Origin of the sequence: Pseudomonas sp. GM17, assembly GCF_000282175.2 — a bacterium.
Classification (GTDB): Bacteria; Pseudomonadota; Gammaproteobacteria; order Pseudomonadales; family Pseudomonadaceae; genus Aquipseudomonas; species Aquipseudomonas chlororaphis.
Window position 1 is genome coordinate 2784214 of the sequence record NZ_CP124732.1, and the last position, 25279, is coordinate 2809492.

Annotated in this window: 33 protein-coding genes and 1 pseudogene; 11 read left to right on the forward strand and 23 right to left on the reverse strand. The window is 59.3% G+C overall.

Going from position 1 to position 25279, the window contains the following annotated elements; all coding sequences use genetic code 11:
• Positions 1–6: 6 nt before the first annotated feature.
• From PMI20_RS12625 to PMI20_RS12710, 18 genes and pseudogenes are all read right to left on the reverse strand, one after another.
• Positions 7–1578, reverse strand: a complete 1572-nt coding sequence (locus PMI20_RS12625; protein WP_284172887.1) for a phage tail protein — start codon at positions 1576–1578, stop codon at positions 7–9.
• Complete coding sequence (locus PMI20_RS12630; protein ID WP_284172889.1) at positions 1575–2192, reverse strand: phage tail protein I; 618 nt, start codon at positions 2190–2192, stop codon at positions 1575–1577. Before PMI20_RS12630 ends, PMI20_RS12625 begins: the two co-directional genes overlap by 4 nt.
• Complete coding sequence (locus PMI20_RS12635) at positions 2192–3103, reverse strand: baseplate J/gp47 family protein (RefSeq protein WP_007922946.1); 912 nt, start codon at positions 3101–3103, stop codon at positions 2192–2194. Before PMI20_RS12635 ends, PMI20_RS12630 begins: the two co-directional genes overlap by 1 nt.
• The gene (locus tag PMI20_RS12640; protein WP_007922948.1) at positions 3100–3444 is read right to left on the reverse strand and encodes a GPW/gp25 family protein; all 345 of its coding nucleotides are present in this window, start codon (positions 3442–3444) and stop codon (positions 3100–3102) included. The genes PMI20_RS12635 and PMI20_RS12640 overlap by 4 nt, the downstream gene beginning before the upstream one ends.
• Positions 3441–4031, reverse strand: a complete 591-nt coding sequence (locus PMI20_RS12645) for a phage baseplate assembly protein V (protein ID WP_007922949.1) — start codon at positions 4029–4031, stop codon at positions 3441–3443. Before PMI20_RS12645 ends, PMI20_RS12640 begins: the two co-directional genes overlap by 4 nt.
• A gap of 122 nt (positions 4032–4153) precedes the next feature.
• Positions 4154–5032, reverse strand: a complete 879-nt coding sequence (locus tag PMI20_RS12650; RefSeq protein WP_007922950.1) for a hypothetical protein — start codon at positions 5030–5032, stop codon at positions 4154–4156.
• 98 nt (positions 5033–5130) lie between these two features.
• Positions 5131–5589: a phage virion morphogenesis protein gene (locus PMI20_RS12655; protein ID WP_007922952.1), complete on the reverse strand. Its 459-nt coding sequence runs from the start codon at positions 5587–5589 to the stop codon at positions 5131–5133.
• Positions 5586–6062: a phage tail protein gene (locus PMI20_RS12660; protein ID WP_007922953.1), complete on the reverse strand. Its 477-nt coding sequence runs from the start codon at positions 6060–6062 to the stop codon at positions 5586–5588. The genes PMI20_RS12655 and PMI20_RS12660 overlap by 4 nt, the downstream gene beginning before the upstream one ends.
• A pseudogene (gene lysC / locus PMI20_RS12665) lies at positions 6059–6244 on the reverse strand (Rz1-like lysis system protein LysC); the annotation flags it as partial. The pseudogene lysC and the gene PMI20_RS12660, both read right to left, overlap by 4 nt.
• Positions 6159–6602, reverse strand: coding sequence for an Rz-like lysis system protein LysB (lysB, locus tag PMI20_RS12670; RefSeq protein ID WP_007922955.1), 444 nt, complete (start codon positions 6600–6602; stop codon positions 6159–6161). The pseudogene lysC and the gene lysB, both read right to left, overlap by 86 nt.
• Positions 6599–6805 (reverse strand): hypothetical protein, encoded by a 207-nt coding sequence (locus tag PMI20_RS12675; RefSeq protein ID WP_007922957.1) that lies wholly within the window; start codon positions 6803–6805, stop codon positions 6599–6601. Before PMI20_RS12675 ends, lysB begins: the two co-directional genes overlap by 4 nt.
• Entirely contained in the window at positions 6802–7647 is an 846-nt protein-coding gene (locus tag PMI20_RS12680) for an N-acetylmuramidase domain-containing protein (RefSeq protein WP_007922958.1), read from the reverse strand. Before PMI20_RS12680 ends, PMI20_RS12675 begins: the two co-directional genes overlap by 4 nt.
• The gene (locus PMI20_RS12685; RefSeq protein WP_007922960.1) at positions 7644–7967 is read right to left on the reverse strand and encodes a phage holin, lambda family; all 324 of its coding nucleotides are present in this window, start codon (positions 7965–7967) and stop codon (positions 7644–7646) included. Before PMI20_RS12685 ends, PMI20_RS12680 begins: the two co-directional genes overlap by 4 nt.
• Before the next feature lie 39 nt (positions 7968–8006).
• Positions 8007–8219, reverse strand: a complete 213-nt coding sequence (locus PMI20_RS12690) for a tail protein X (protein ID WP_007922962.1) — start codon at positions 8217–8219, stop codon at positions 8007–8009.
• A complete protein-coding gene (locus PMI20_RS12695) occupies positions 8219–8698 on the reverse strand; it encodes a head completion/stabilization protein (RefSeq protein ID WP_007922964.1) in 480 nt (159 codons plus the stop codon). The genes PMI20_RS12690 and PMI20_RS12695 overlap by 1 nt, the downstream gene beginning before the upstream one ends.
• Before the next feature lie 104 nt (positions 8699–8802).
• The gene (locus PMI20_RS12700) at positions 8803–9510 is read right to left on the reverse strand and encodes a phage terminase small subunit (RefSeq protein WP_007922966.1); all 708 of its coding nucleotides are present in this window, start codon (positions 9508–9510) and stop codon (positions 8803–8805) included.
• 11 nt (positions 9511–9521) lie between these two features.
• A complete protein-coding gene (locus tag PMI20_RS12705) occupies positions 9522–10529 on the reverse strand; it encodes a phage major capsid protein, P2 family (protein WP_007922968.1) in 1008 nt (335 codons plus the stop codon).
• A gap of 44 nt (positions 10530–10573) precedes the next feature.
• A complete protein-coding gene (locus PMI20_RS12710) occupies positions 10574–11449 on the reverse strand; it encodes a GPO family capsid scaffolding protein (RefSeq protein WP_007922974.1) in 876 nt (291 codons plus the stop codon).
• Positions 11450–11602: 153 nt separating this feature from the next.
• Between PMI20_RS12710 and PMI20_RS12715 the strand changes: the two genes are divergently transcribed.
• Entirely contained in the window at positions 11603–13363 is a 1761-nt protein-coding gene (locus PMI20_RS12715; protein ID WP_007922986.1) for a terminase ATPase subunit family protein, read from the forward strand.
• The gene (locus tag PMI20_RS12720; RefSeq protein WP_007922988.1) at positions 13363–14418 is read left to right on the forward strand and encodes a phage portal protein; all 1056 of its coding nucleotides are present in this window, start codon (positions 13363–13365) and stop codon (positions 14416–14418) included. Before PMI20_RS12715 ends, PMI20_RS12720 begins: the two co-directional genes overlap by 1 nt.
• Before the next feature lie 49 nt (positions 14419–14467).
• Here PMI20_RS12720 and PMI20_RS12725 read toward each other — a convergent pair whose 3' ends face one another.
• Positions 14468–14935: a hypothetical protein gene (locus PMI20_RS12725; RefSeq protein WP_157173139.1), complete on the reverse strand. Its 468-nt coding sequence runs from the start codon at positions 14933–14935 to the stop codon at positions 14468–14470.
• The gene (locus PMI20_RS12730; protein WP_007922990.1) at positions 14928–15617 is read right to left on the reverse strand and encodes a trypsin-like peptidase domain-containing protein; all 690 of its coding nucleotides are present in this window, start codon (positions 15615–15617) and stop codon (positions 14928–14930) included. Before PMI20_RS12730 ends, PMI20_RS12725 begins: the two co-directional genes overlap by 8 nt.
• A 1293-nt stretch (positions 15618–16910) precedes the next feature.
• Between PMI20_RS12730 and PMI20_RS12735 the strand changes: the two genes are divergently transcribed.
• The 8 genes from PMI20_RS12735 (at position 16911) to PMI20_RS12770 (ending at position 20632) form a co-directional block, all read left to right on the forward strand.
• On the forward strand, positions 16911–17195 hold the full coding sequence (locus PMI20_RS12735; RefSeq protein ID WP_007922992.1) for a hypothetical protein: 285 nt from the start codon (positions 16911–16913) through the stop codon (positions 17193–17195).
• 42 nt (positions 17196–17237) lie between these two features.
• Positions 17238–17705, forward strand: coding sequence for a cupin domain-containing protein (locus PMI20_RS12740; protein ID WP_238543407.1), 468 nt, complete (start codon positions 17238–17240; stop codon positions 17703–17705).
• A 227-nt stretch (positions 17706–17932) separates the two neighbouring features.
• On the forward strand, positions 17933–18121 hold the full coding sequence (locus PMI20_RS12745; RefSeq protein ID WP_007922997.1) for a hypothetical protein: 189 nt from the start codon (positions 17933–17935) through the stop codon (positions 18119–18121).
• Positions 18122–18472: 351 nt separating this feature from the next.
• Positions 18473–18883 carry a hypothetical protein gene (locus PMI20_RS12750; protein ID WP_007922998.1) on the forward strand — a complete coding sequence of 137 codons (411 nt, stop codon included), beginning with the start codon at positions 18473–18475 and terminating at the stop codon, positions 18881–18883.
• A 114-nt stretch (positions 18884–18997) separates the two neighbouring features.
• Positions 18998–19156: a hypothetical protein gene (locus PMI20_RS12755; RefSeq protein WP_007923000.1), complete on the forward strand. Its 159-nt coding sequence runs from the start codon at positions 18998–19000 to the stop codon at positions 19154–19156.
• A 42-nt stretch (positions 19157–19198) separates the two neighbouring features.
• On the forward strand, positions 19199–19387 hold the full coding sequence (locus PMI20_RS12760; protein WP_007923002.1) for a hypothetical protein: 189 nt from the start codon (positions 19199–19201) through the stop codon (positions 19385–19387).
• Positions 19384–19746 (forward strand): hypothetical protein, encoded by a 363-nt coding sequence (locus PMI20_RS12765; protein ID WP_007923004.1) that lies wholly within the window; start codon positions 19384–19386, stop codon positions 19744–19746. The genes PMI20_RS12760 and PMI20_RS12765 overlap by 4 nt, the downstream gene beginning before the upstream one ends.
• Before the next feature lie 190 nt (positions 19747–19936).
• Positions 19937–20632, forward strand: a complete 696-nt coding sequence (locus tag PMI20_RS12770; RefSeq protein WP_007923013.1) for an HAD-IA family hydrolase — start codon at positions 19937–19939, stop codon at positions 20630–20632.
• 158 nt (positions 20633–20790) lie between these two features.
• Here PMI20_RS12770 and PMI20_RS12775 read toward each other — a convergent pair whose 3' ends face one another.
• Positions 20791–21537, reverse strand: a complete 747-nt coding sequence (locus tag PMI20_RS12775) for a 3-oxoacyl-ACP reductase family protein (RefSeq protein WP_007930631.1) — start codon at positions 21535–21537, stop codon at positions 20791–20793.
• Positions 21538–21664: 127 nt separating this feature from the next.
• Here PMI20_RS12775 and PMI20_RS12780 point away from each other — a divergent pair, with 127 nt between their 5' ends.
• Positions 21665–22588, forward strand: a complete 924-nt coding sequence (locus PMI20_RS12780) for a LysR family transcriptional regulator (protein ID WP_007930632.1) — start codon at positions 21665–21667, stop codon at positions 22586–22588.
• 58 nt (positions 22589–22646) lie between these two features.
• On the opposite strand, the gene PMI20_RS12785 is transcribed toward PMI20_RS12780, so the two are convergent.
• Both PMI20_RS12785 and PMI20_RS12790 read right to left on the reverse strand, forming a co-directional pair.
• Entirely contained in the window at positions 22647–23375 is a 729-nt protein-coding gene (locus PMI20_RS12785; RefSeq protein WP_007930633.1) for an aspartate/glutamate racemase family protein, read from the reverse strand.
• Between the two features lie 55 nt (positions 23376–23430).
• Complete coding sequence (locus tag PMI20_RS12790; RefSeq protein ID WP_007930634.1) at positions 23431–24978, reverse strand: NCS1 family nucleobase:cation symporter-1; 1548 nt, start codon at positions 24976–24978, stop codon at positions 23431–23433.
• Positions 24979–25279: the final 301 nt, after the last annotated feature.

Sequence of the window (25279 nt, forward strand, 5' to 3'; positions counted from 1 at the left end):
AACCCCTTAATATCCGACCGCCATATATCTGATTGATTGCACATTACTGTCTGAAGTTTCAGCCGTAAATCGTGTATTTGAATGATTTCGAGTGATTACGGACAAGCTCGCTTTATGACCATAGTGGGTCCCTACAACGGATACACACACATTCGGGAATGCAATAGGGAACGTTATGTAAGTATCAACGCCAGCACTTGAACCGTCGTTGCCGTCATTAGCCATTGCCAATCCACTACCGAATTGCTGGATTAGACCACCCGGCAGCCTTTGCCAAGTGTTGCCCCCAAGAAGGCCACTCATTTGGTTGATACGAAACGTATATGAGCCGCTAAGAATCCACGCAACACCGCTCCATGTTGCAAAAACATCTTCCCCACCTTGTAGGCTGAAAGACGAAACCAAGCCGCCGGCCTGGGCATCAATTTTTGCTACGCCATCATCCGAAGATATTGTCGTAAGAACACTAGGACCGGCATAAGATCGAATAAACCGAACTGTAGCGCCGGGAGGCAGAGACGCGGTGGGTGGCAGCTTTGCTGTTTGAGTGGCATTGCCATTGAATGAAATCATTGAGCCAACATCTAGTGGAGTTAGTACTAATTGCGCCGCACCATTGTAGTGGCGCGTCTGTGGACCAAATTTCAGCCCCACTCCACTTACAAACTCAGTTGTAGGCAACAACAGACTGCTGTCGAACAGCGCCGGTGTATTGCCGGTCGGATTGACCAGCGCCGGCGAGTTGATCGGTGCAAACCCTTGCGTCACGTTTTGGAACGTCAGGGCGGTGGTGCCCAGGACAATTGCCCCATCTGTGACCAACTGCCAGCGTGTGTCTGCCAGGGTGGCGCCCTGTTCAACGGCCACCAGCATCGCAGAAGTGACCTCTGCATTCGAGTCTGCATCTGCTGTGCGCGCCCATGCCCCGGCCGCGGCGACGTACAAGCCGTTGTCCTTCGCTGCGGCTTGGTTTTTCACAAGCACTCGATCACCTGCTACCAGCGCGATCCCATCGACAGTTTGCAGACCCGCCAGTGCGATGTTGGCCGTGGTCGCGGCGCGTACAGATTGCTTGCTGTCGAGCTTGTTGATTTCTTCCAGCACCTTGGCATCGACGTAGGCCCGGCTCGCCAATACGACACTGGGGTCGATTTTCAGCTCAATGTTTGCCGTGTTGCTGACAATCAGGTTCATCCTGATGACTTGGGTTTTGTTCGACCCTTGGCTCAGCAACGGCTTGTAGGTAGGCGGGCATTTTCCGACAGCGACGAGATCGCCGGCAGCGTCATAGAGGCCAGTCTCGCGAATCCACCAGGGACCGGCATCATCCGGGATGATCTGTTCGGCAATGATGACGTTCGCGTTGTTCGGATCGATCATCACTTGGTTCAACGGCGCTCGGCGGCGCTCGTTGATCAGTTGGGTTTGCTGCTCGGTGGGAGTGGGGTCCGCGCCGTTGGCATCGCCAACCCCCATCTGGGCAAAGGTCCAGGGAATGCCAAGCGCGGTCGCGTTGGCCTGCTTGGCTTTACCTACGGCGGTGAGGATGCAATAGAACTGGGTGTTTTGGTCTGTCATGGGTAGATGTCCATGGTTTCGATGTGTTGTTCGCGGCCGCCTTGATAGATGTAACCGCTGATCTCGATGTCGTTCTGCATGGGCGGGTAGATGTCGATTACTTCGCCTTCGCTCAGGCAAACGCCGACATGGACTTCACCAGTGACCTCCAGGCTGATGGCAAGGCCGGTCAGGTGGCGGGTCACAGGGCGGGCGTCGTCAATTAGCCAGGTCAGTTCTTGGTACATCTCTTCGGTGATGCCGGTTTCAAGTACGCCGACTTTGATGGCAAAGGTGCCGGGCACGCCCATCGGGATGGTCTGCCACCATTCGAGTGTTTCGATCAGGTAGCCCAGCGGCTCCACGACGCGGCGCAGGGCGCCGATGGTGCCCTTGCGCGAGTGGATGTAATGGGATGAGCGAATGGCCCCGCGCTTTGCTGCCTCTGGCCACCGGCTGTCCCAGCGGTCAACGGAGAAGGCCCAGGCCAAGTAGGGCAACAGCTCCAGCGGGCAGATGTCCGGATTCCAGAGCTGACGTAGTGGGACCGGCACGCGCTCAATCTGTGCCAGCGCCTGGGAGGCTTGCCATTCCAGTGCTGTGGAGTTGCCGGGCAACAGCGGCTGAGCACTCATCACTCGACCCCTCGGGTCAACTGTATGGCAGTGCAATACGGAGCCTGGGCCTTGGTGGCGACGATATCGACCCAGCCTTCCAACTCGACCTTGCGCATGCCTTCGACGTGGAGCGCGGCATGCACGGCGGATTCCGACACTTCCATGCCCAGCCGGCGCCGTTGATTCACGAAGGTCTGCAGGCTTTGTTCGGCAGCCGCGAGAATGGGTTCCGACTCGGGCCCGCTCGACATTGGAAAGAGTTTCGCTTTGACCTGATAGCCGACAATCTGCGCGCCCTGGACGATGAGGCGATCAGCCACCGGGCGTCGGTCGTCATCGCTGAGGTATGCACTGACGATATCCAGCAGATCGCCCGGAGCCGTGCCGTCGCCGAGGATGCTTTGCACCGTGACCACTGCCACCGCGGGTGACGGGCTTTCAGCGGTGGCGTCAGCGACACGACCGTCTGCAGCCCGGGCGTGAAAGATATAGCTGTTGCGCGGGCCTGCTGTGCTCAGGCCTTCCCAGGCCATCTGTGCTCGTTCTCTGAGGCTGTCATCGCTTTCCATGATTCTGGCAAGCGGTGGCACAGCGTTAGGCTGAGCCTCCTGGACGACCAGGCGCTTGACGTTGAAGTTGCCGGCGAGGTTTTCGAGGTCACTGCCTTTTGCCAGGGCCAGCATGTTGGCGGTGGCCGCCTCGTTGACCCGCTGACGCCAAACCATTTCGCGGTAGGCATTCTCCTGCAGCAGCTTGGCCAGGGGCTCCGAGTCCATGTTGAGGCGGGCCGCGATTTCGGCTTGCTCCTCGGGCGGCCAGAGGCTCACGGCGTAGGCCTTGCGTTCCGCGAGAATGACCTCGTAGTCGATCTGTTCGACGATCTGTGGCGGAGGCAGTAGGCCCAGGTCGATGGGGGCGAAGGTGTTCATACGCTACCCCCTAAGCTCAGCGGAACGCTCAGGCTCAGCGGCTGATTGGTGTCGACGCGGGTGCATTCAATGTCCATCACCGCCTGCCCTTGCAGGGTAGCGCCCTGGAACTGCACACGGCTGAGGCTTACGCGTGGCTCCCAACGCATCAAAGCCATCACGGTCGCGGCATAGGCCCGCAGCCGAGTCGCGTCGTTGAACGGTTGGTCCACCAGCTCGGGCAACAAGCTGCCATATTCGCGACGCATGACCCGGGTACCGAGGCGCGTGGTCAGGATGTCGGTGAATGACTGGACGATGTGCTCGGCCGTATCGATCGCGGCGCCGGTTTCCCTGTTCATTGAGGCACCCCTGTGTTTCCGCCACCTGACATCACGCCGCCATGAGTGTGTTTGACCAGGCTGATGGCCGCAGCGATGACATCTACCGACGCCGTGACTTTGCCGGTGACCGTCTGGTCGCCGGTCTGGATGTAGCTGCCCTGGTGGGTGTAGTCACCTTCATGGGTGATCGGCCCGACGATGTGGATGCCGCCTTTGCTGACCAGGTCGGTGGTGCCGCCGTCGGGTAGCACGGCGCTCAGGTGGTGAGTGATGCTGTCGTACTCGATGACGGCGCCGTCGCGGTAAGTGCGGCGATGCAGGCCGGCCCGGTCACCGTTTGCGGGGATGTGGTCGCTGAATACGCCGGTCAGTGCTATACCGTTGGCGAGCTGGCCGGATGGGCTGAACAGCATCACTTGCTCGTTGACAGTGGGCGGGTCCCACTCCTGATCGGCCCCAGCGCGCAAGGCGACCCACGGCAGCCAGGCGGTGGTGAGTGTTCCAGTTTTGACCTGCACGCGCGGGGGCTTCATCTGCACCGCGGCGACAACGCCGAAGCGGATGAGGTTTTCGAGCAGGCGGGCGAGGGTGGCTAGATCGTTCATAGCGCTGATGATGGCGCCATGCACGCATGAGGACAGCTTGTGCGGGTTGTAGCGCTGTTCGCTACAGTTTTATGCCACATAGACGGAAGAAGTCGTGAACCACTTGATCATTCTTTTAGGAATTATTGTGGTTGCATTTTACTTTCCCATTTCATCCGGTTGTTCATGTCTTCGATAACGTGCGGTATATGTAGGCCAACGAACACAAGAAAAGATAATGCTTTTAGGCTATTTATCTCTGATCCATAGTCTGAAACTTCCCCGTGCATTACTTGGTGTCTGTTAAGTGCGTTGAAAGACTTTCCACTTATGAGGCTTTCAGATTCTCTGATTTTTTGGCTTTTTAATAGATCGAGTTCATGTAATTTCAGGATGGGATTTAGTAAGTCGGCGGCTTCCTGATCATCGCCTATTTGACCCTTAACCCAAATGCTCCCTTTTATTACTCCATCTTTCTTGTCCATCGCTGAAGGTGTTTTGGAAATTTGAGAAAGTAAACCATCAGCCTGTGCAAGGAATACAGGGATGCTAACGAAGTATCCATTATATTCTTTATTTTTGTGGGCACACACCGCCGACTCTATTGCTGATTTTCTTTCAGGGTATAGATCGGACAATATTTCGGTGTACCAGTCTATATTTTTTGTAAAGTGCTGGCTTAATATTTCGTCTATCTGATCGCTAGTTGCATTTTGTAGGCCTTCAATTACTTCAAAGGTTTCTTCCATAGAGCTTTGAAGATTAAAGAACCAACCTTGTTCGGAGGCGGTTTTCATTGCTTCTCGTGAAAGCTTAGGCATGCTTTCTAATCGAGCCTGTAGAGCTTTCCAATCTATTTTTGCTAATTGCTCAAAGAAAGGAATGGCTTGGGTTTTTATGCTTTCTACCAATTTGCCGATGGCCAATAGAGTTTCACCTATAGATTGCAGGTGAGGCTCAATAAGTTTTGCAAGTTCTTGTTTTGCCTGCTCCTTGCGTTCGTTATGCGGCTCGTCTTGCATAAAAACTCCTAATAAGTAGCTCGGCCTTTGTTGGTGAAGCTATTACTATTTCATATTAGGAGGAGGGTAGAACATTGCAATCATAATTTAGTAATCGCTCAGCGAGTGAGGTGATGCAGCAACCCATCACGGATGAGATCAAGCTCTGCGTCGGTAAACCCCAACACTGCTCGCTGCTCATACTGGACATCTGGGGCTCCGCGTTCCGCACGGTCCCGCAAGCCTTCTTGGTGAACCCTGGCAATGCGGGCGATTCGACCAGTAAAGCCGACGCTAATGGCGTTCCCGTCGCTCTGGACCTTCATGAACCTAGTTGTCCGCAGCTTCTGGAACATCTGAGCCTTGCGCTTAAGGCGACCCCGCTTACCACGTAGGTCGCGCTTTTTCCTCGGGGCGTACTTGCTGCCATCCGGATTCTGCTGGGCGATCACGCGTTGCTGCTGGCTACGGCGCAGGGCCTGCCCGAGTTCCCTGGCGAGGCGGTTGCGTGACGCGGGTTCGAGCTGCCCCAGCAGCCCGGCGGCCCAGTCCTCTAAAGCTTCGAGCCGGGTAGTCATTCAGGGACTACCCATTCGCTGCGGGTGCCCTGGCCGCCGGGTATCCATGCTGGATCAAGGAAAGCTGTTGCACGCTGTGGCTCGCCGGCGTGGGTGATGGTGGTGTTGCCGTCAGCGTCCTTGCGAACGACTACGCGCTCGGTCAGTTTCAGGGTGATGCTCATGTCCACTTTGCTGCGATCGAGGATGTCGGCCTCGAACTTGATGCCTTCGGCGGACTTGTTCAGGTTCTCCATCAGTTCGGATTGATTGACGCTGACCCAGCCGAGCAGAGGCAGCATGATGCTGTCGGGATGCCCTGCAAAATTGGTGATGATGATCTGTAGGTCAAAGTTGTATTCAAAGGACAAGCTCGGGGCCGCGGTGCAGCGGATCTTGCCGTTGTCGATGAAGATCAGTAGACGGTCGGGGTCGTGTTTGAGGTCCGCGACAGTGGCCAGCAGGTGAGCGCGTAGGCTTTCGGGTTTGTTCATTTCTGGGCCTGCTGATGTTGGTACACCATGTCGACCTGGCCTGCGCATTCTGCCCAGGCAGCCTCGGCGCGGTCCTGGTCGGAGAAAAGGTCGCCGTTACTGTTTGGGCTCGTCGCCGGCAGGAGGCATGGGACCACGGCCGGACAGCCACTGACGATAAGCGTCGGCGGTGGTGAGGGCGGGGCGCTCGCGCAGCCGGCGAGCAGCATCAGGCAGCTGCTGAGCAGCCCAGTTGCGTAGTTCGGAATTTTCACGTTTCAGTTCCTCCATCATTCGCTCACGTTTCGCCAGACCTTGGCGCAACTGGTCCTGTTCTGCGCGCAGTTGCGTCTGTGCGGCGCGCTCATTGATCAGGGCTTGTGTCAGGGTGTTGGCACTGGTTTGGCTGCGGTTCGCATCTTCACGTGCTATCTGGGCGTCTTTCTGCGCCAGGCCTGTGTTCTTTTCCGCGTTGGCTACGCGGAGTTCCTGAACCAAGAGCAATAACCCGAGGGCACCGACCAACGCGACGCCCAGCAGGATCTGGCGGACAATGCTCACGCGCGGTACCAGCCGAGCTTGTTCATTGCGCCGACGTCGAGCTGCTCGATAGGGCCGCGAATCACAATTGCCCGGCAGCCCGGGTTGACGAACTGCAGGGCCTCGCCCAGCAGCTCCGCATCTTCGTAGCTGGTGTGTTCTGGAACGACTAGGACACCGCCGTCTTCTACCTTGAGCTTGTGCACCGCTTCGAGATCGATCATGCCGCCAACTCCTGTCCACAGCCGCAAGCGCTGTGCCGCTCGTAGGCACGCTGGAGCTTGGTGTCGTACAGATTTCTCTGATAGTTCGGGCCGTTGTAGAGCTTGGCGAATTCAGCCCATTTACGGGCTTTCAGGGCCTTGAACAGGGCCGGGTCGGTTTCGATGAAGCGCACGAAGGCGTCGAACTGCTGCGATTCGCCTGCGCTCATGGCTGCCACGAAATCCTGCACGCTGCTGTAGCCCAGGCGCTGATAGTGGTAACCCATGATCTGGAACGCACCCCAGGAGGCGGATTCCAGCGCGGCGGTGTCATCAATCAACCGAGCCGCTGCCAGGCGCTGGTGCTCCGCGGTACCGCCGGCATAACCACCAGGTTTCGGGTTGACGATGGCGGGGTTGATGCTTGCGAGCTGGTCGGCATGGCGCTGCAGCTCGGCGGCGTCGTCACCCTCGTGCCGTGGGGTTTTCAACTGGCGGTACATGACGTGTCGCTCGAACAGGATGACTGGCTTGCCGTTGCCCAGAAACCCCTTGCCGTTCGATTCGACTTCGTTGATCGCGTAGACGCTGGCCAAGGGCAGGTCCAGCCGCTGGGCGGCGTTGACCAGGTCGGCATTGCGCAGCAGCGCCGAGCAGTCCCCTCCGGCCAGGCTGGCGAGTGTTTTCTCGCCGGCCACACCGTCCGCGACAAGGCCGACCTTCAACTGATAGGCCCGTACTGCCTTTTCGGTTTCGTCGCCAAAGTCGCCGTCCGGGTTCAGCTTGGCGCCTTGGGCGTTGAGGTTCTTCTGCAGGACGCGAACTGCTTGTGAGCGGTCGCCGTGACGCAGTGCGGTGGTCATAGCTGTTCTACCTTGCGGGTGAAAAACTTCTTCGCCGCGGCGCGGGTTCCTTCGACGCCGAGCAAACCGATGACACCGCCGAAAAACGGTGCCGTGGATGCGGGAATACCGATCAGTGACAAGCCATGGCTGGTGGCCAGTGCCAGGGCACCACAAAGCGGCGCCTCGACTGCCATCCGGCGCAAGGTACCCCCGCCGTACATGATCCGGAGGGCAGCGATAATCAGGGCCAGGAGGCCGGCATAAAGCGTCGGCCAGTTCTGTTCGAGCCAGGCGGCGAGCCAGGCCCAAGTGTCGGGACGTTCAGGCATGCGCTTCATTCCATTGTCCAGGGTTGGTGGGTTCAAGGGCTCGGTAAGTCAGTCCCATAGGTTCACCATCTGCCGCGGTGGGGCTGAGGTTTGGGCTTCGGGCATCTGTACGGGAAGGCCTTGGGGCAACGTAGGGCCGTGATCGGCCAGGCCCTGGTTAGCCTCAAACACTGCCTCGGTGACGCCGGCCGTGCGTCCGTAATGACGCCAGCACAGGGCATCGACGGTGTCGTTCTGCTGGGCACGCACGGTGATAGCCATCAGATCAGCTCCACAGTGGTGCGTGTGGTGCCGAGAAAATCACGGATTGCCCAGCGCAGGTCGCGGCGGTAATCGTCGATGTTGGGGGCGATGTCGTCTGCCTTCTTGCCGCCGCTGTTGGTGGTGTCGTAGGAGCGGTAGCGTTCGCAGACTTCGGCGCCGGTGGCGGCTTCGATCGCTCGCCGGTACAGGTGCACCTGCTCGGGGACGCCTTTGACGGTCTCGCCCGGGACTTCTTCCAGCTTGCTGTAGCCGGCTGCCTGCTGCTCGATGCGCCATGCCGCAAGTTCGCGATTGACGCTGATGGCGGCAGCAATGACAGCCGTTTCCAGTCTTGGAGGGCTGATACTGTTGTCGAGGCGCAGGGTGCCGCGCAGTGCATCCAGGTCAATGGATGGCCAGAAAGGTGAGGTGTTGATGTGGCCGTCCGGTGAGGTCTGGCCGCTCGGCGGGGGGCCGCCGGCTACAAATCCGCTCATGAAACAGCACTCTGAAATAGGTCGCCGGTGGTCGGGGCTTCACGTTCAGGAGGAGCGGCCTGGCCGATCCGCCCCGAGCCGGCGGGGTGCGTGGGGACGCTCGTTTAGCTGCCGGGGGCAGCGTGTTTTTTCAGGAGGCGCTCAACGCGCTCCAGATCCTTCTTGCCGCCGCAGTTGGTGTGCAGCGCAATGGCGCGGGCCAAGTGCGTCTTGGCCTGCTCCAATGGCAGCAGGGCACTGTCCGCCGGGGCGTCATCAGCGACCTGTGCGGAAATGGCCTTGCCGATGGCCAGGTGCAGCTTGGCCCGGGCCTGGTCGGGCATGTCCTCCTTGGCGGTGATCTTCTCGGTACGCAGCAGCAGATCCAGATCGAAGCTGCCGCCGGCTTTCTGGGCCTTCAGGGCGGCTTCGGCGATCTCTTCCGCAACGATGGTGCCGGTGGTGCGCTCGAAGCGATCCGGCATCAGCAGTTGGTGTTCGATCACATAGGCAGCGATGTCCAGGGCGCCGGCAAAGTCGCTTGCGTCCATGCGCCAGACCATCAGGGTGGTCAGCACCTGGTCCTGGGCGCCCTTGCCCTCGGCCAGCACGCCTTCAACATAAGGCTGGTACTCCGGCAGCAACTGGCGCTTGAGCTCCGCTTTGCCTTCGGTCGACTGCACCTGCTTGAGGCGCAGGTAGTCCTGCTGGAGCTTGGCAAGGTGCAGCTCGTAGATATTCGCGCCTTCCATGGTCATGGCCGGCCCAGCGACCGCCGCGGCTGCAACGGCGGCGGTCACGCGTTGAAAGTGTCGACGACAAGGGTTGGTCATGATCGCCGGCCTCAACTCAGGGTGATGTTTTCGGCCATGGCAGCACAGCCCAGGTCTTCGATCACGTAGCTTTCGTTGACCGACTCGAAGTTCTCGATGCGGTCGCGTTTGGCGTTGTCGACGACGGTGCGGCGGCGGGTGCCTTCCTGCCAGTAGAGCGACAGGTTGTCCAGGCGAGTGACCATCAGGCCGTTCGGCGGGAAGTGCGGCACACGGACCGCTGGCAGGTTGCCCAGGCGCTTCTGACTGGTGACGATGTCGGCTGCCAGCATTTCGGTCGGAGCCTGCACCTTGTTGATGATTGGGAAGTACTTGTCGGCCAGAAGCTGACGTCCGCAGATCACGACCAGGTCGGTATCTTCCTGATACCAGGGTTCGATGAACTCGTTGACCATGCTGACAACCAGGGCATCGATATTTTCGAAGTCTTTGCCAGCACCGATCTGGATCTTGCCGCTGCCAGCAACTACTTCATCCAGGACACGGGCCGCGTTTTCCAGGCGCATTTTCTGCAGCCAGCCGATGTTGACGTCCTGCAGCAGCGGATTGGTTGCGGGATTCGAAGTCGCGGCGCGGCTCACGCCGTTCCAGCCGATCATGATCCGGTTGAGGGCCTGGGCCTTGATGATCGCGTCGCGAATGCGCGCCTGGAAATCCTTGAACTTCGCCCATTGGTCCAGCTTCTGGTAGCGGATGCCTGTGTCGAAGTTCGTCTGGGTGCAGGTGTATCCGCGGTCGTCCAGAGCACTTGGGTCGCGAGGCTCGCGGTCCTTGACCGTGGTATCGGTGGTGCTGGCGATGGTGCCGTCAATACCGATGCCGATCTTTTCGCCGGACTGCTCCGAAACGCCGTACACGTTGATAGCGGAGAGGAAGGCACTGGATTCCTGGATACGGGTTTCCAGAGTCTGAGCGACGCTTGGGGCGGCGGTAAACTTGGTGGTGACGTCGGGCACCCCGTGCAATTGCGCGAGTTGCTGAAGGTAGGCGTTGTACAGGACGCGGGTATCGTTACGCATGGTGTTCTCCGATGTTCCTTGGCTTGGCTTGTCCGTGGGGTGGATCAGCAGTCGGTGACGAGCGCCCCGTCACCACCCGTAGCCGGCGGGCGAGATGAGAACTGCGTCTTGGTGCCGGGTGAGTCCGGGGTTTTTTCGAGTTTCTGGACCAGGGCTGCGAAGTCATTGGCCAACTTGTCGTGCTTGACCTGCAGACTTTCGCGGGCGGCCCTTTCTGCGGTGAAAGCAGTGCCCTGAGTGGCTACGTGCTCAGCCATTGCCTCGACGGCCTGGCCCAGCTCGGTGAATAGAGCGGCGTCCTTGCCTTCCTTGTCCTTGCTCTTGCCGAGAGCTTCGAGAACACGGGTAAACAGGCCGGCGACCTTGTTCTCGCTGTCAGCCAGCTCTTCGAATTCGAGTTCAGCCTCAAGGGCTTCGGTGAACATAGAGGTCGCGGAGTAATGGCGATCCTTGAACGGACTTGCATCTGGCTTCTGTGCCGAGAAGGCGAGCACGTCGGTACCCAGGCTGGCGGGGGAGTCAGTAACTGCCAGGCCAACGATGTAGGCCTCACCGCTGTCGGCGAAGCTCTCGTCGATTTCGATAGATGTGTAGATTTTCTGCTTGGCTTTGTTCATGGCCACCAGGTCGGGGGTCGGTTCGATCTGGGCAAAGAGGGCAAGCTTCTTCTGGCCGGCGATCTCAACCTCTTCAGCCTTGACGGCGGTTATGTCCCCATAAGCCTTGAAGGGGCTGTCCGGCAGCAGGCTACGGAAATGCTCCAGCCAGACGCGGGCACCGTAGGTGCTACGGTTGAAGTTCTTCGCCGCCTGCTCCAGCCAGGAGCGTTCGATTTTGCGTTTGTCGGTGGTGGAGCCTTCGACGGCCACACGAAACCAGTTGGAGCGGAATTTTTTGGCAGGTGCGTTGCTTGCGGCCATGCGGGCTGTCCTCAATGCGGTGGCGGCGGGTGCCGTTCGTTGGGTGCATGGTGTTCAGCGCGGGCGAGGCGGGCAATGAGGCGGTCTTGTAGAGGTGTGCTGTACAAGGGCCGGCGCGGGTAGTGTTCGCGCGCGGGCGGCAGCATCTGCGCCATGAATGCCGCCACCGAAAACCCCATCCGTGACAATCGCCGCCAGGCCAAGTTTCTCTACTGGACGGGCTGGCGTGTCTGCGAAATCGCCGAGTACCTGGACGAAAAGGAAAAGACGGTCCACGCGTGGAAGTCCCGGGACGAGTGGGACCGGGCGGACAATGTCGAGCGGATCGGTGGCGCGCTGGAAGCCCGACTGGTCCAGTTGATCCTGAAGGACGGCAAGACGGGCGGGGACTTCAAGGAAATAGATCTGCTGCACCGCCAGCTTGAGCGACAGGCGCGAATCCAGCGTTACCAGGGCGGCGGTACCGATACTGATCTGAATCCGGCCCTGGCCAAGCGCAATGAGGGGCCGAAGAAAGCGCCGAAGCGCAACGAGTTCAGTGAGGAGCATATCGAGCTCCTGACTGAGGCCTTCGTCGACGGATGTTTCGGGTACCAGCTGGATTGGTACAAGGCAGGGAATCAACGTACCAGGGCGATTCTCAAGTCTCGCCAGATCGGCGCGACATTCTATTTCGCCCGAGAAGCCTTGATTGACGCCCTGACCACGGGGCGAAACCAGATTTTCCTGTCCGCGTCGAAGAACCAGGCGCACATCTTCAAGGCCTACATTCAGGCCTTTGCCCGTGAGGTGGTGGGTGTCGAGCTGACGGGCGACCCGATCATCCTGGGCAATGGTGCCGAGCTGCATTTCCTCGGTACCAACGCCCGGACAGCTCAGGGCTACCACGGCAATTTCTACTTCGACGAATTCTTCTGGACTTTCAAGTTCAAGGAGCTGAACAAGGTCGCCAGCGGCATGGCGATGCAGAAACAGTACCGGCGGACCTACTTCTCTACGCCTTCCAGCATGGCGCACGAGGCGTACACCTTCTGGACCGGCGAACGCTTCAACAAGGGCAAGCCGGCGGCCCAGCGCATCAAGTTGGACGTATCCCACGACGCCCTCCAGCAGGGGCGACTGTGCGAGGACCGGATCTGGCGCCAGATCGTCACGATTCTGGATGCTGAGGGCCGCGGCTGCGACCTGTTCGACCTCGAAGAGCTGCGCCTTGAATATGATGCTGAGGCGTTTCAAAACCTGCTGATGTGTCAGTTCATCGACGACGGTGCCAGCATCTTCCCGCTGGCGATGCTGCAGCCGTGCATGGTGGACAGCTGGGACCTCTGGGCGAGCGACTACAAGCCGTTCGCGGCCCGACCGTTCGGCGACCGCCAGGTCTGGTTGGGATATGACCCGGCGGAATCCGGCGACAGCGCCGGCCTGGTGGTGATTGCGCCGCCCCTGGTCCCCGGTGGCAAGTTTCGCATTCTTGAGCGCCACCAGTTCCGCGGTATGGACTTCGCCGCCCAGGCCGAGGCCATACGGCAGGTCACGCGCCGCTACTGGGTCACCTACATCGGGATCGATATCACGGGCATGGGCTCCGGCGTGGCCCAGCTGGTGAAGCAATTCTTCCCGAACATCACCACCTTCAGCTATTCGCCCGAAGTGAAAACCCGCCTGGTGCTGAAAGCCTACGACGTGATCAAGAACGGCCGTCTGGAGTTTGATGCCGGCTGGACGGACATGGCGCAGTCGCTGATGGCCATTCGCAAGACAGTCACCGCCTCCGGGCGCCAGTTCACCTACACGGCCGGTCGCACCGACGAGACCGGGCATGCCGACTTGGCCTGGGCGACCTTCCACGCGCTGCACAATGAGCCGCTTGAAGGGCAGACCACGGCAAACACTGGATTTATGGAGTCCTACTGATGAGCAGACGTAAACGCGGAACCCAAGTGGCCACCGATCAACGCCCTGTTGAAGGGGAGCTGTTGCCCCCTGAGGCCGGGCCAGTCGAGGCGTTCACCTTCGGTGACCCGACGCCAGTGCTCGATGGCCGGGAGATCCTCGACTACCTGCAATGCTGGGCAAACGGGCGATGGTATGAGACGCCCATGTCCATGGACGGCCTGGCCAAGACCACCCGGGCCAGCGTGTACCTTCAGTCAGGGCTGAACTTCAAGCGCAACATGCTGGCCCGCACCTTCAAGCCCCACCGGCTGTTGAGCCGGCAGGCCTTCGAGCAATTCGCCCTCGACTGGCTGTGGTGCGGCAACTGCTATCTGGAGAAGCGCAACAACATGCTTCGCGACACCCTGGGCCTGGTACCGCCCCTGGCGAAGTACATGCGCCGCGGCGTCGATCTGGCGACCTACTACCAGGTGCGAGGCTGGAAGGACGAGCACGAATTTGCCCCGGGTTCGATCTGCCACCTGCGCGAGGCCGATATCAACCAGGAGATCTACGGGTTGCCGGAGTGGCTGGCAGCGCTGCAGAGCGCCTTGCTCAACGAGAGTGCGACGCTGTTTCGCCGCAAGTACTACAACAACGGCAGCCACGCCGGTTTCATCCTCTACATGACCGACGCAGCACAGAAAGAGGAAGACATCGATTCGCTGCGTGCAGCGCTGAAGAACTCGAAGGGACCAGGCAATTTCCGCAACCTGTTTGTCTATGCCCCCGCGGGGAAGAAGGACGGCATCCAACTGATTCCGGTCAGCGAGGTCGCGGCGAAGGACGAATTCAGCTCCATCAAGAACATCAGCCGCGACGATCTGCTCGCGGCCTTGCGTATTCCACCGCAGCTGATGGGCATTGTGCCGCAGAACGCAGGTGGTTTCGGATCGTTACGGGAGGCTGCCGAGGTTTGGGCGGTCAACGAGCTGGAGCCGCTGCAGGCGCGATTGGCTCAAGTCAACGAGTGGCTGGGTGAAGAGGTTGTCCGTTTTTCAACGTTCGAACTACAGCTTTCACCCCTTAACTGAGTGACGTTTGTGTGATGAGCGGCCTAACGGCCGCCCATGGTTTTTTGGATTAAGGTGAGGTTGGAGGCGGCTGAAAAGTTTTTATACTGTTTTTTTTCTTAAGTTCGCACCAAGCATTTTTTGTGATTTTGAAAGCTGACATAACCGCTAGCGTCACTACCCCTGCTATAACTCCGAAGGCAACGTGATATGTTGCAGCGAGGGAGGCGGCGATTATGCCAATGGCATTTTTTGCACTAATTCCAGCTTCTCCTCTTTCGGATTTGTATTTTGCGGACTTGGTACATAAGAAGTCAAATACCTCATCTTGTACCGCCTGCCACATACCTCCTTGCCTTTCTATTATGGAGGTTTTTACTATTGGTCCATTTATCTTGTGCTCGCCTGTAAGGATAAGTCCTGCTGCGTTAAAGTCAAAATTAGAAGTGTGTAGCGCCTCCAATAAAATACTCCGCTGATGCGCGGGAACGTATTCATTGATAGCATCTTCGAACTCTTCATTTTTGAGTTCAGGCATATAGTCCATCTGCTTTCATAAGCTCTATCCCGTAGGAGATACCGATAGCAAAAGAAATGTTACTTTCTTGGCCTAGCGGGGCCCCACCAATCCAAGCTACCGGTTGAGAACCCGATGGGCTATAACGGCCAGAAACAATTCCAACAATTTTTCCAGATGAAACATCTATCAGTGGGCCGCCACTATTTCCATCATTTACTGATGAGTCAATTTGCAGGGTCCTAGTTCCTTTCTCTCCGAGGACTTTTGCGCTAATGATCGCAGATGATATTTTTCCGGTTAGAAGACCTTTGGAAGCAAACGGATAACCTATATAACCTACACTCGCTCCAAGGGGAACCTCACGCTCATCACCGAAATGCTCCCAGTGATTGTGCGGGATAGATACATCAATTCCATCAGCTTTCAATAATGCTACATCATTAATAGGGTCATATTGCACAACTCTTAAAGGTGCAATGATGTAACGCTTGTCTTTAGAGTTTGGTGGTTGGAACTCTAGGTCAACTTCTGGTCGCGCAATGAATAAAGGCGTTTGCAGGTCGATTGCATGTGCGCAAGTCATTATGTGGCCATTTGCGCTGCATAAAAAACCTGTAGTTATGAAGTTAATTTCTTTGTCCGATTTTGTGACGATGATGTGGCAACCACCTATATATCTTGCAGCAATCCCTCGAAGCATAGTCGCGTTCCTTAATAGCTACTTAAATATTCTTATAGGTTGTCTTTGGATGAAAATAATTCTAAATAGAGTGAGCAAAAGATCACTTAACTTCAGCCGGCTCTCCTTCCCTAAATAGCATTTGCAAGGAGTTGCAACAAGTGTGAAGCGCTGTTCAGCCTAGAAAAAATGCGTATTCGGCCTATTGCGGAGTCGCTCAGCGGTTCACCCCTGACAGCGCCCCAGTTCATGGCCTGATGTGTCACGACTGGGATAGTGGCGTGCTTCGTCAGGGCTGCTAGGTACTTCACCACCTGGCGCGCGCCGTCGTCCCCCCACCTCGCCTGCGGGCTAAATGGGTCGTTTTTTCTGCACACCTGCAACCGGTCCAAAGCGGCCCTGGCTGGGCCTGTGACGGCGATAGGGGAGGGTTGGAAAGCCTGCGAATCCCCGCAGCAGTGGGGGTAAATATACGAACGAGTAGGGGGCCTGCCGTCTGCTCATTTTCAGGATGGCCATCGGAAAAAGGTAATTTGGTAATCGCTAGGTCTGAACTGAGCTGAAGGCCCCAGTTTTAAAGGGTTTCGGCAATTACCTGAGAGGGTAATTATTGGTAAGGGGGAAGGTAATTTTTTTGTAATTAACTGATTTTAAAGGGGTTGTGTTTTTGAGCTGATTACCCTGAGTGAAGGTAATTCGGTTACTTAGAAATTACCATATTATTACCTTTATAAATAATCACTAACTTATTGAAAATAAAGGGTTAAATTCTGTTTTTAAAATGACCTAACCAAAATTACCTTTTTCCGGTGGGTCACCTGAAAAATCGAAAACGTAACCTGCGCCTGGCCTTTTACCTGCCCGCACTCAATCTCATGGGACCAGCGTGGGACCAGCTGCTCTCGCGCTGATACGCTGGAGGCCTTGTAATCCGTGGGTGGCGGCCGTGAAAGTTGGGCGCGGGTGCATTCGAATCCCTCCTCAACCGCCATATTCGATCTACGCAAAACCCCTGATTTCCTCGAGAAATCAGGGGTTTTGTGCTTTCTGGGGCTGCTTAATCGCGGCAGTTGGCGAGCGGCTTCTTTGCTGAACGCCGTTTCCCCGCGATGGTCAAAATCATTACGAGTTCGCAACAGCCAAAGTTGCTCCAGCAAGGTATCGATCACGCTGGATACTTGAGTGGTCTTTGGCTTTGTTACCCCTGCGAAGCCTGGCGGTCAGGTCACCTTGAAGGTGAGGTTTTCCGCCGATATCAGGCGGGCATCAGCGTGGGGTTTTCTGTGCCCCGTACTGGCTACGAGGAGACGCGCAATGGTCATTCACTTCAAGGTCGCCGGGCATCTGGCCTGCGGCCATAAGGGTTCCAATCTCATATCCAGCACCGAGCCGGCGCGGGTCAAATGCCGCAGTTGCCGCAACACCGAGGTGTTCAAGGATGCTCGTAAGAATCAGCGCAATGCGGCACGTCGAGCGGCGCGCAAAGCCAAGGCAGAGCACGCGGCAAGCGACTGGCGTGCAGCCTGGACCCAGCGGCTGACGGCCATGGCCGGGTTGCAGCGTCTGCCTCGGGGGTTTGGCGGGCAACCTTACGTTTAGCGTTTGTCGCAGGCGCTCCACGCTTTCAGGTCTAGAATGGTCATGCGCATCGAGTGGGGCGATGCTGGTTGTCTGCGGGCGTGGGGTGATGTTGCCGGCGTCGGCAGGCTTTGCAGCTACTCAATCGAGAACACCATCATGTCCACGCACGAACAGGTCACCGAGCATAAATCCTTCTCCGAACCGGATGAGACCCGCGAGTTTTCCAATGGCAAGGCAGAGATCCTGAAGATCGGTCAGTGTGAAGTGGGACGCTTCACGTTCAAGCCGGGCTGGCGCTGGTCGAACGACATTAAACCGCTGGCGCAGACACCGAGTTGCCAGGCACCGCACTTTCAGTATCACGTGGCCGGCAGGCTGGCGATCCTGATGGATGACGGCACCGAAATCATCGCCGGGCCGGGTGATATCACCTCCCTGCCTAAGGGGCATGACGCCTGGGTGGTGGGGGATGAAACCGTGGTGGTGGTCGACTGGTTCGGAGCCAGCAACTACGCTCGTAAGGTCTAGGCGAAATGCAGCCGGAAAAAAGGAGCTGATGCAAGCCATCAGCTTCTTTTTAAGCGACGATCCACACCCTTGGACGAAGAACTCCAGCTTGGGCCATTCGTCGGTCTTTTCTCTTGTGAACTACAAGTCCTTAAATGACCGGCTAGTCTGAAACGCCGTGACGGTCGATATTTTCTAGGCAGTCAGGTGCTTGCCGGTATCGACCGGTTGTTGGAGGGAGCAGGGAGATGAGCGATCCTTATATCGAGGACAACGGGGATGAGTTCCCAATCAACAACCTGGTGCGCTGCGGTCAGGCAGCGTTTGACAGTGAGCCACCGGCCAAGGCGTCGGTAGGCAAGACCAGGGCCAGTGCATTACCCAGGGTGACCCAGACAAAGTTTTTCCCGAAAGCGGCGCTTCCTAAGAGAAGGTAGCCTTCATACATACCGAACAACCCCGCTTCCGGGCGGGGTTTTTGTTACCTGAACAATGGGCCGCCGCGATTGATTTGAATGAAGTTGGACCTTTCGTCTTATCCGTTGCACAGGGTAGCGGGGTTTTCACAATTTATTCACAAACGACTGCGTAGGCTCGATTCATCCGTTAAAGCAAATCCTATTAGCCCGTCTCCCCAGCGGGCTTTTTTTTGCCTGGTTGAAAACTCTTTACGCAAAAACGGTCCAACACTGTGACTAAAAGGATCACAGCGTTCTGCTGTCGCCGCTCAGCTTTAGTCAGACACCGCTATAGAATGACTCTCCAGCATCTTTTTTGAGGTTTACATCATGCGTTTAACACTGCCTGCTCTGGTTTTGGGGCTTCTGGCTGCTCAAGGTGCGATGGCCGCCGGTGATGGCACTGCTGCAGTCGGCGGCGGTTTGGGTGGCGCGCTGGGCAATGTGGTGGGACAACAGATTGGCGGCAGCACGGGCGCCGCGGTGGGTGCGGGTCTTGGCGGCGCTGCCGGCAGCGCGGTCGGTGCCCGTAAAGGCAGCCGTACCGAGGCGGCCATTGGTGGCGGGCTGGGTTCGGCCGGTGGCTCGGTGATCGGCAACAAGCTGGGCGGCAGCACTGGCTCGACCATCGGCGCAGGCCTGGGCGGCGCGGCCGGTGGCGCTTTGGGCAGCAGCATGGGTGACGATGGCCATCACTCCGGCGGCGGCAAAAAGCACAAGAATAAACACAAGCACGATTGATTCTGCAGCAGTGCGTAAAAAAGCCCGGCCTTGTGCCGGGCTTTTTTATGGGAACGAATATCGCTCCAGCCCCTCGAATTCAATGATGGACACATTGTGTCGACGAGGTTTGCCATGACTCCGGAAACTGCTGGCAAGAAAGAAGACGACTCCTCGGGCGTGCCCCTGGTCAACGATCCGGGCAATGAAGACCCAGGCTCGCTGATGGATGACGCCCTGGTCCCGCTGAGCGATGACGATGAGGCAGACGAGTCGGAGGAAAAGGGCCCGTGAAGTCTGCTTCCAGCACGCCGGCATGGCCGGTGTGAGGTGCCTATGAAGCATGATCCGAAACCTATCGACCGGGATGACACGCCCGAATATCCGCTGCCTTCCCCCACGGATGCGCTGAGCCCCGAGCAGATCCTCCCGGATGCCAACGCCGAGCAGGAGCTGTCTCGACCCGAGCCGCAGCGCAAGGCGGCCAGGGGCAAGCGGCGCACCGCTCCGGGAGGCGCGTCGTGAGCCGCGCAAAACTGCTGAGCCTGGTGTTGGTCGCCCTGGTGTCGATTTTCTGTTTCTCCAGCCTGGCAGAGTCCGCTGACGGACGGGCCCCGGCCAATCCTTCGCTGCGGTCGTTCGAGGGCGGTTCCGGCAACGAGCTCATGCTGCGGCCAGGAGCCCTGGGCGGGAATGGTGTAGGTGTCATGGACAGCCGTTCGCGGGTCGACAAGTCGCGCGGCTCTTCCGGCCAGGGCGGCGGCATGGGCTCCACTGGCGTCAATGGTTCCATCATGGGTGGTGGCGGTGCCGGTGGTGGAACCGGCACCGCGGGCGGTGGCACCGGGGGGCCAGGAGGCGGTAGCGGACGGGCGGGACGCTAGCGTGCTTTGTTCACTCATGATGTCGAGACCTGCGAGCCCGGCCTGTCCGGGCTTTTGTCTGCCTGCATGCTGACCCGCGGTTGCTCCCCGTCATCTGCCGCGGCTATGCTGCTGAACCCTTTAATCGGGCAAGAAACTGGCCGTACCTGAGCCGCTCCCCGGGATGTTTTTTGTTAACGGATCAGATGCGATGAATGCACAGTTGAATGATGTGGGCCCGATCAAGGCCGTGATTTTCGATATGGACGGTTTGCTTTTGGACACCGAAGGCATCTACACCGAGGTGACCCAGCTGATCGCCGATCGTTATGGCCGCACCTTTGATTGGACGATCAAGCAGAACATCATTGGCCGTGGCGCCGCGGACCTGGCCCGCTATGTGGTGCAAGCCCTGGACCTGCCGATCACTCCCGAGGAGTTCCTGGTGATTCGCGAGCCACTGATGCGCGAACGCTTTCCCCGGGCGCTGGCGATGCCGGGCGCGCAGGAACTGGTGCAGCACCTCAAGGCCAATAATGTGCCGATTGCCGTGGGCACCAGTTCTTCGCGCCAGTCTTTCGCTCAGAAAACCACCTTGCACGGCGACTGGTTCGCGCTGTTCGACACCATAGTCACCGCCGACGACCCGGAAGTGGGCGCGGCCAAGCCGGCGCCGGATATCTTCCTGACCGCCGCGCGGCGCCTGGGCGTTGCCCCCGAGGATTGCCTGGTGTTCGAGGATTCGCCTTTCGGTGTCACCGCGGCGAAGGCGGCGGGAATGACCGCGATCGCCATTCCCGATCCGGCGATGGCGGACGCCAAGTACGCCCATGCCGATGCCATTCTGCGTTCGCTGAAGGGGTTCCAGCCGGCGGCCTGTGGTTTGCCGCTGCTGCAATGGAGCTGAACCTGTAGCCGCTGCCGCAGGCTGCGATAAGCCCGCCAGAGCTTCAGCGGTCTCAAGTGCGGCGCCTTCTGTGGAGTCGATCGCAGCCTGCGGCAGCGGCTACAAAAACGCCGGGCCACCTGATGAGGGTGGCCCGGCGTTTTTCATGGGCGCAGGAATCAGGCGCTGAAGCCACCGTCGATCGTCAGACTGGCGCCGGTGATGTAACCCGCTTCCGGGCCTGCCAGGTAAGCCACGAAGCTGGCGATTTCTTCCGCGTGGCCATAGCGCCCGATGGCCATCAGCGGGATCAGGCTTTCGGCGAAATCGCCGTGGGCCGGGTTCATGTCGGTGTCGACCGGGCCGGGTTGCACATTGTTGATGGTGATGCCCCGTGGGCCGAGGTCGCGGGACAGGCCTTTGGTCAGGCCGACCAGGGCCGACTTGCTCATGGCATAGGTGCCGCCGCCGGCAAAGGGCATGCGCTCGGCGTTGGTGCTGCCGATGTTGATGATGCGCGAGCCTTCGCCCATATGCCGGGCCGCTTCCTGGGTGGCGACGAACACGCTGCGGATGTTGATGGCCAGGGTCCGGTCGAAGTCTTCCAGCTTGAAGTCTTCCAGCGGGCCAATGGCCAGGACGCCGGCGTTGTTGACCAGGATGTCCAGGCGACCAAAGGTTTCGACCGTGCTCTCGACCGCCTGGCGGATGGCCGCGGCATCGGCGCTGTCGGCGAGGATCGCCAGGGCCTTGCCGCCAGCGGCGGTGATGCTGTCCTGCAAGGCTTCGGCCTTGGCGGTGGAGCTGACATAGGTGAAGGCGACAGCGGCGCCTTCGGCCGCCAGGCGTTGCACGATGGCCGCGCCAATGCCGCGGGAACCGCCTTGAACCAGGGCTACTTTGCCGCTGAGGGATTGAGTGGTCATGTCGTTCTCCAAAAAAGTCCAAGGCGGGCTGCCTTGTGGTTGGAGTCGAGTATCGACTTCGGATTAGGTGCTGTGTAGATAGGAATCGCTCTAGTCTGTGTAAACCAGAAGTTTGTAGTGAGGCGCCATGGAAACCTTCAGCAGCATCGAATGCTTTGTGCGCAGCGCCGAAGTCGGCAGCTTTGCCGAAGCCGCGCGACGCTTGAGCCTGACCCCCGCCGCGGTGGGTAAAAGCGTGGCCAAGCTCGAGGCCCGGCTCGGGGTCCGGCTGTTTCAGCGCAGCACCCGCAGCCTGACCCTGACCGAGGCCGGCAAACTGTTTCTTGGCGAGGTCAGCGCCAGCCTGTACACCATCCAGAACGCTGTGGCCAACCTGGCCAGCGCCGAAGGGCGCCCGGCGGGCACCCTGAAAGTCAGCATGGGCACGGTGTTCGGACGGCTGTACATCGTGCCCATGCTCGGCGAATTCCTGCGGCGTTTCCCAGAGATCAGCCCGGACTGGCATTTCGATAACCGTCAGGTGGACCTGATCGGCCAGGGTTTCGACGCGGCGATCGGCGGCGGCTTTGAGCTGCCCCAGGGGGTGGTGGCGCGACGGCTGACCCCGGCTCACCGCATCCTGGTGGCCTCGCCGGACTATCTGGCGCGCTGTGCGGCGGTCGAGCAGCCCGAGGACTTGCAATATTGCGAAGGCATCCTGATCCGCTCGCCACAGACCGGGCGGGTGCGCTCCTGGGCCCTGACCAGCCGCACCCGGCAGCAAAGCCCGCTGAACCTGAAGGCGCGGATGACCATGAGCGATTCGGAAGCGGCCTGCGCCGCTGCCGCCCAGGGCCTGGGGGTGGCCCTGGTGAGCATGCCGTTCGCCGTCGGTTACTTGAGCGCCGGCACCCTGGTGCGGGTATTGCCGGACTGGTACGTCGACGACGGCAACATCTCGATCTACTACGCCGAGCACAAACTGTTGCCGGGCAAGACCCGGGCCTTCGTCGACTTCGTGATCGAGCAGTTCGCCGAGCAGGGCCTGGAGCAACGCTTCAGCGCGGTTTGAAGAGGCGCGCAAACCCGCTTCCCTAATAGAGGCGGGCTTGCTCGCGACAAGCGAAGGCTCAGCGCCCGAAGCGCCCTGGCCAGCCGATGATGGTTTTTGGCCGTGGCGTGGCGTAGGTGCGCACCTTGGAGGTGGACAGCCCCAGCCGCACCAGGGATTCGGCGATGGTCACCGCTGCGGTCACGCCGTCCACCACCGGCACGCCGGTGCGCTGGCGGATCTGTTCGTCCAGGCCGGCCATGCCGCCACAGCCCAGGCAGATCACCTCGGCCTTGTCTTCACTGACCGCCAGTTCGGCCTGGCGCACGATGGCTTCCACGGCGCGCGCCGGGTCCTCTTCCAGCTCCAGCACCGCCAGCCCGCTGGCCCGAACCGAGGCGCAACGGTCGTACAGGCCGGAGAGTTTCAGGCGGTCCTCGATCAGCGGCACGGTGCGATCCAGGGTCGTCACCACCGAATAGGCGTGGCCGAGGAACATCGCGGTGCTGGCGCCGGCGTCAGTGATGTCCACCACCGGCACGTTGAGCAGCTCCTGCAGGCCTTCGCGGCCGTGCTCGCCATAACCGGCCTGGATCACCGCGTCGTAGGGCTGGTCGTAGGACAACACGCGGTCCATGACGGCGATGGCGGCCAGGTAGCTTTCGAAGTTGCCTTCGATGGAGTCGGCGCCGAAGTGTGGGGTCAGGCCGATGATTTCGGTGCCGGGCGCGGCCACGGCCTGGGCCTGGCGGGCGATGGCTTGGGTGATGGAGTCGGTGGTGTTGACGTTGACCACGAGAATTCGCATGGGCTGTCCTTATCGTTGAGGCATTCGGGGCCCGCCGCAGACGGGCCGTTCAAGGTTAGTGGCTGACGTTATCGACGGCGATGGATTCACCGCTGACATCCGCATAGTAGGGCTGGCGTTTGGCGACGATCAGGTACAGCAGGCCGGCAATGCCGGCGCCGATCAGCCAGGAGAAGGGCGAGACGCTGGCAAACCCCGGCACCAGGGCCAGGACGATGGCGATCAGCGCCGAGGGAACGAATGCCGCCACCGCCCGCAGGTTGACCCCATGGCTGTAGAAATACGCGCCTTGCGGGTGCTCGCTGTACAGCTCGGGCACGTTGATCCGGCCTTTGCGCAGCAGCCAGTAGTCGACCATGATCACCCCGTACAGCGGCCCCAGCAGGGCACCGAGCCCGGACAGGAAGTACACGATCACCAGCGGGCTGTTGTAGAGGTTCCACGGCAGGATCAGCACCGCGAGGGTCGCGCTGATCAGCCCGGCGCGGCGGAAGGTCAGGTATTTCGGCGCCAGGTTGCTGAGCACGAAGGCCGGGGCGACGAAGTTGGCCATGATGTTCACCGCCACGGTGACGATCAGGAATGCCAGGCAACCGAGCACCAGAAAGAAGGTGTTGGGGATCGAGGCGATGATTTCGGTCGGGCTTTCGATGATCTTGCCGTTGATCTGGAACTGCGCGCCGCAGAGCAATACGGTGATGGCTGCGAACACCAGGATGTTCACCGGCAGCCCCCAGAAATTGCCAATCTTGATGGTCCGGCGGCACGGCGAGGAGCGGGCGAAGTCGCAGAAGTTGAGCACCAGTGTGCCGTAGATCGCCAGCCACAGCGCACCGCCGGCGAAGATCTGGCGCCACATCTCGCCACCGCTCAGCGGCTCATGGATCGACCAGGCGATGCTGGCGTTGGCCTGGGTGTACATCCAGGCGGCGAGGGCGGCAACGGTCACCAGGATCACCGGGCCGGCAAAGGCCTCATAGCGCCGGACCATTTCCATGCCGTAGGCGAGGATCGCCAACTGCACCAGCCAGATCGCCACGAAACACACCCAGCCCAGGCTCGACAGGCCGAGGATCGAGTTGTGGTCGTAGTCGGCGAAGCCGGGGTGGATGGCCGTGAGCAATACCCGGAACACCACCGAGGCCAGGTAGGTCTGGATACCGAACCAGGCGATGGCGATCACCGCGCGGATCAGCGCCGGAATCTGCGCGCCATGGATGCCGAAGCTGATACGGCTGATCACCGGGAAGGGCACGCCGGTCTTCTGGCCCATGTAGCCGGACAGGTTCATGAAGAAGTACACCAGCGCCGCGCCGATCCCCAGGGACAGGAGGATCTGCCAGCCGCCCAGGCCCAGGGCGTACAGGCCGATGGCGAAGGAGTAATTGGCGATGTTGTGCACGTCATTGGTCCACAGGGCAAAGATGCTGTAGCCACCCCAGCGCCGGCCTTCGACCTTGGTCGGCGCCAGGTCGCGGTTGTGCAGGCGCGGGCTGAGGTCGACCGGCGAAGCGGTGTCGTGGGCGATGCTGGGGTCGAGGTTGGCGTGGGTATGGGAGGAGGGCAAATCCAGTGCGATGTTATTGGAAGGACTGGTACGCATTCCGGCAGGCTCCTGATCGCGAATCCGCGCTGACTGTGCTTGAGCGCAAGGCTCGGCAGTCTTCGGCGCAGTCCGGGAATCACTGGGTTCTGGGCATCTGCAGGCGGATTCGGGAACCCGGCTTGCGGATATAAAGTGTATGTATTTTTTATTTAAGTTGTATACAAGATACGAAACGACTTAAGCCACTTCCGTGCCAGATCCCAATCTAAGCAAGCGACCGATAATTTCGCTTTGTTCTTAATAATTTCTAAATGACTGAAATTACGAAGTTATAAATTGACCGTTCGAACAGGTATTT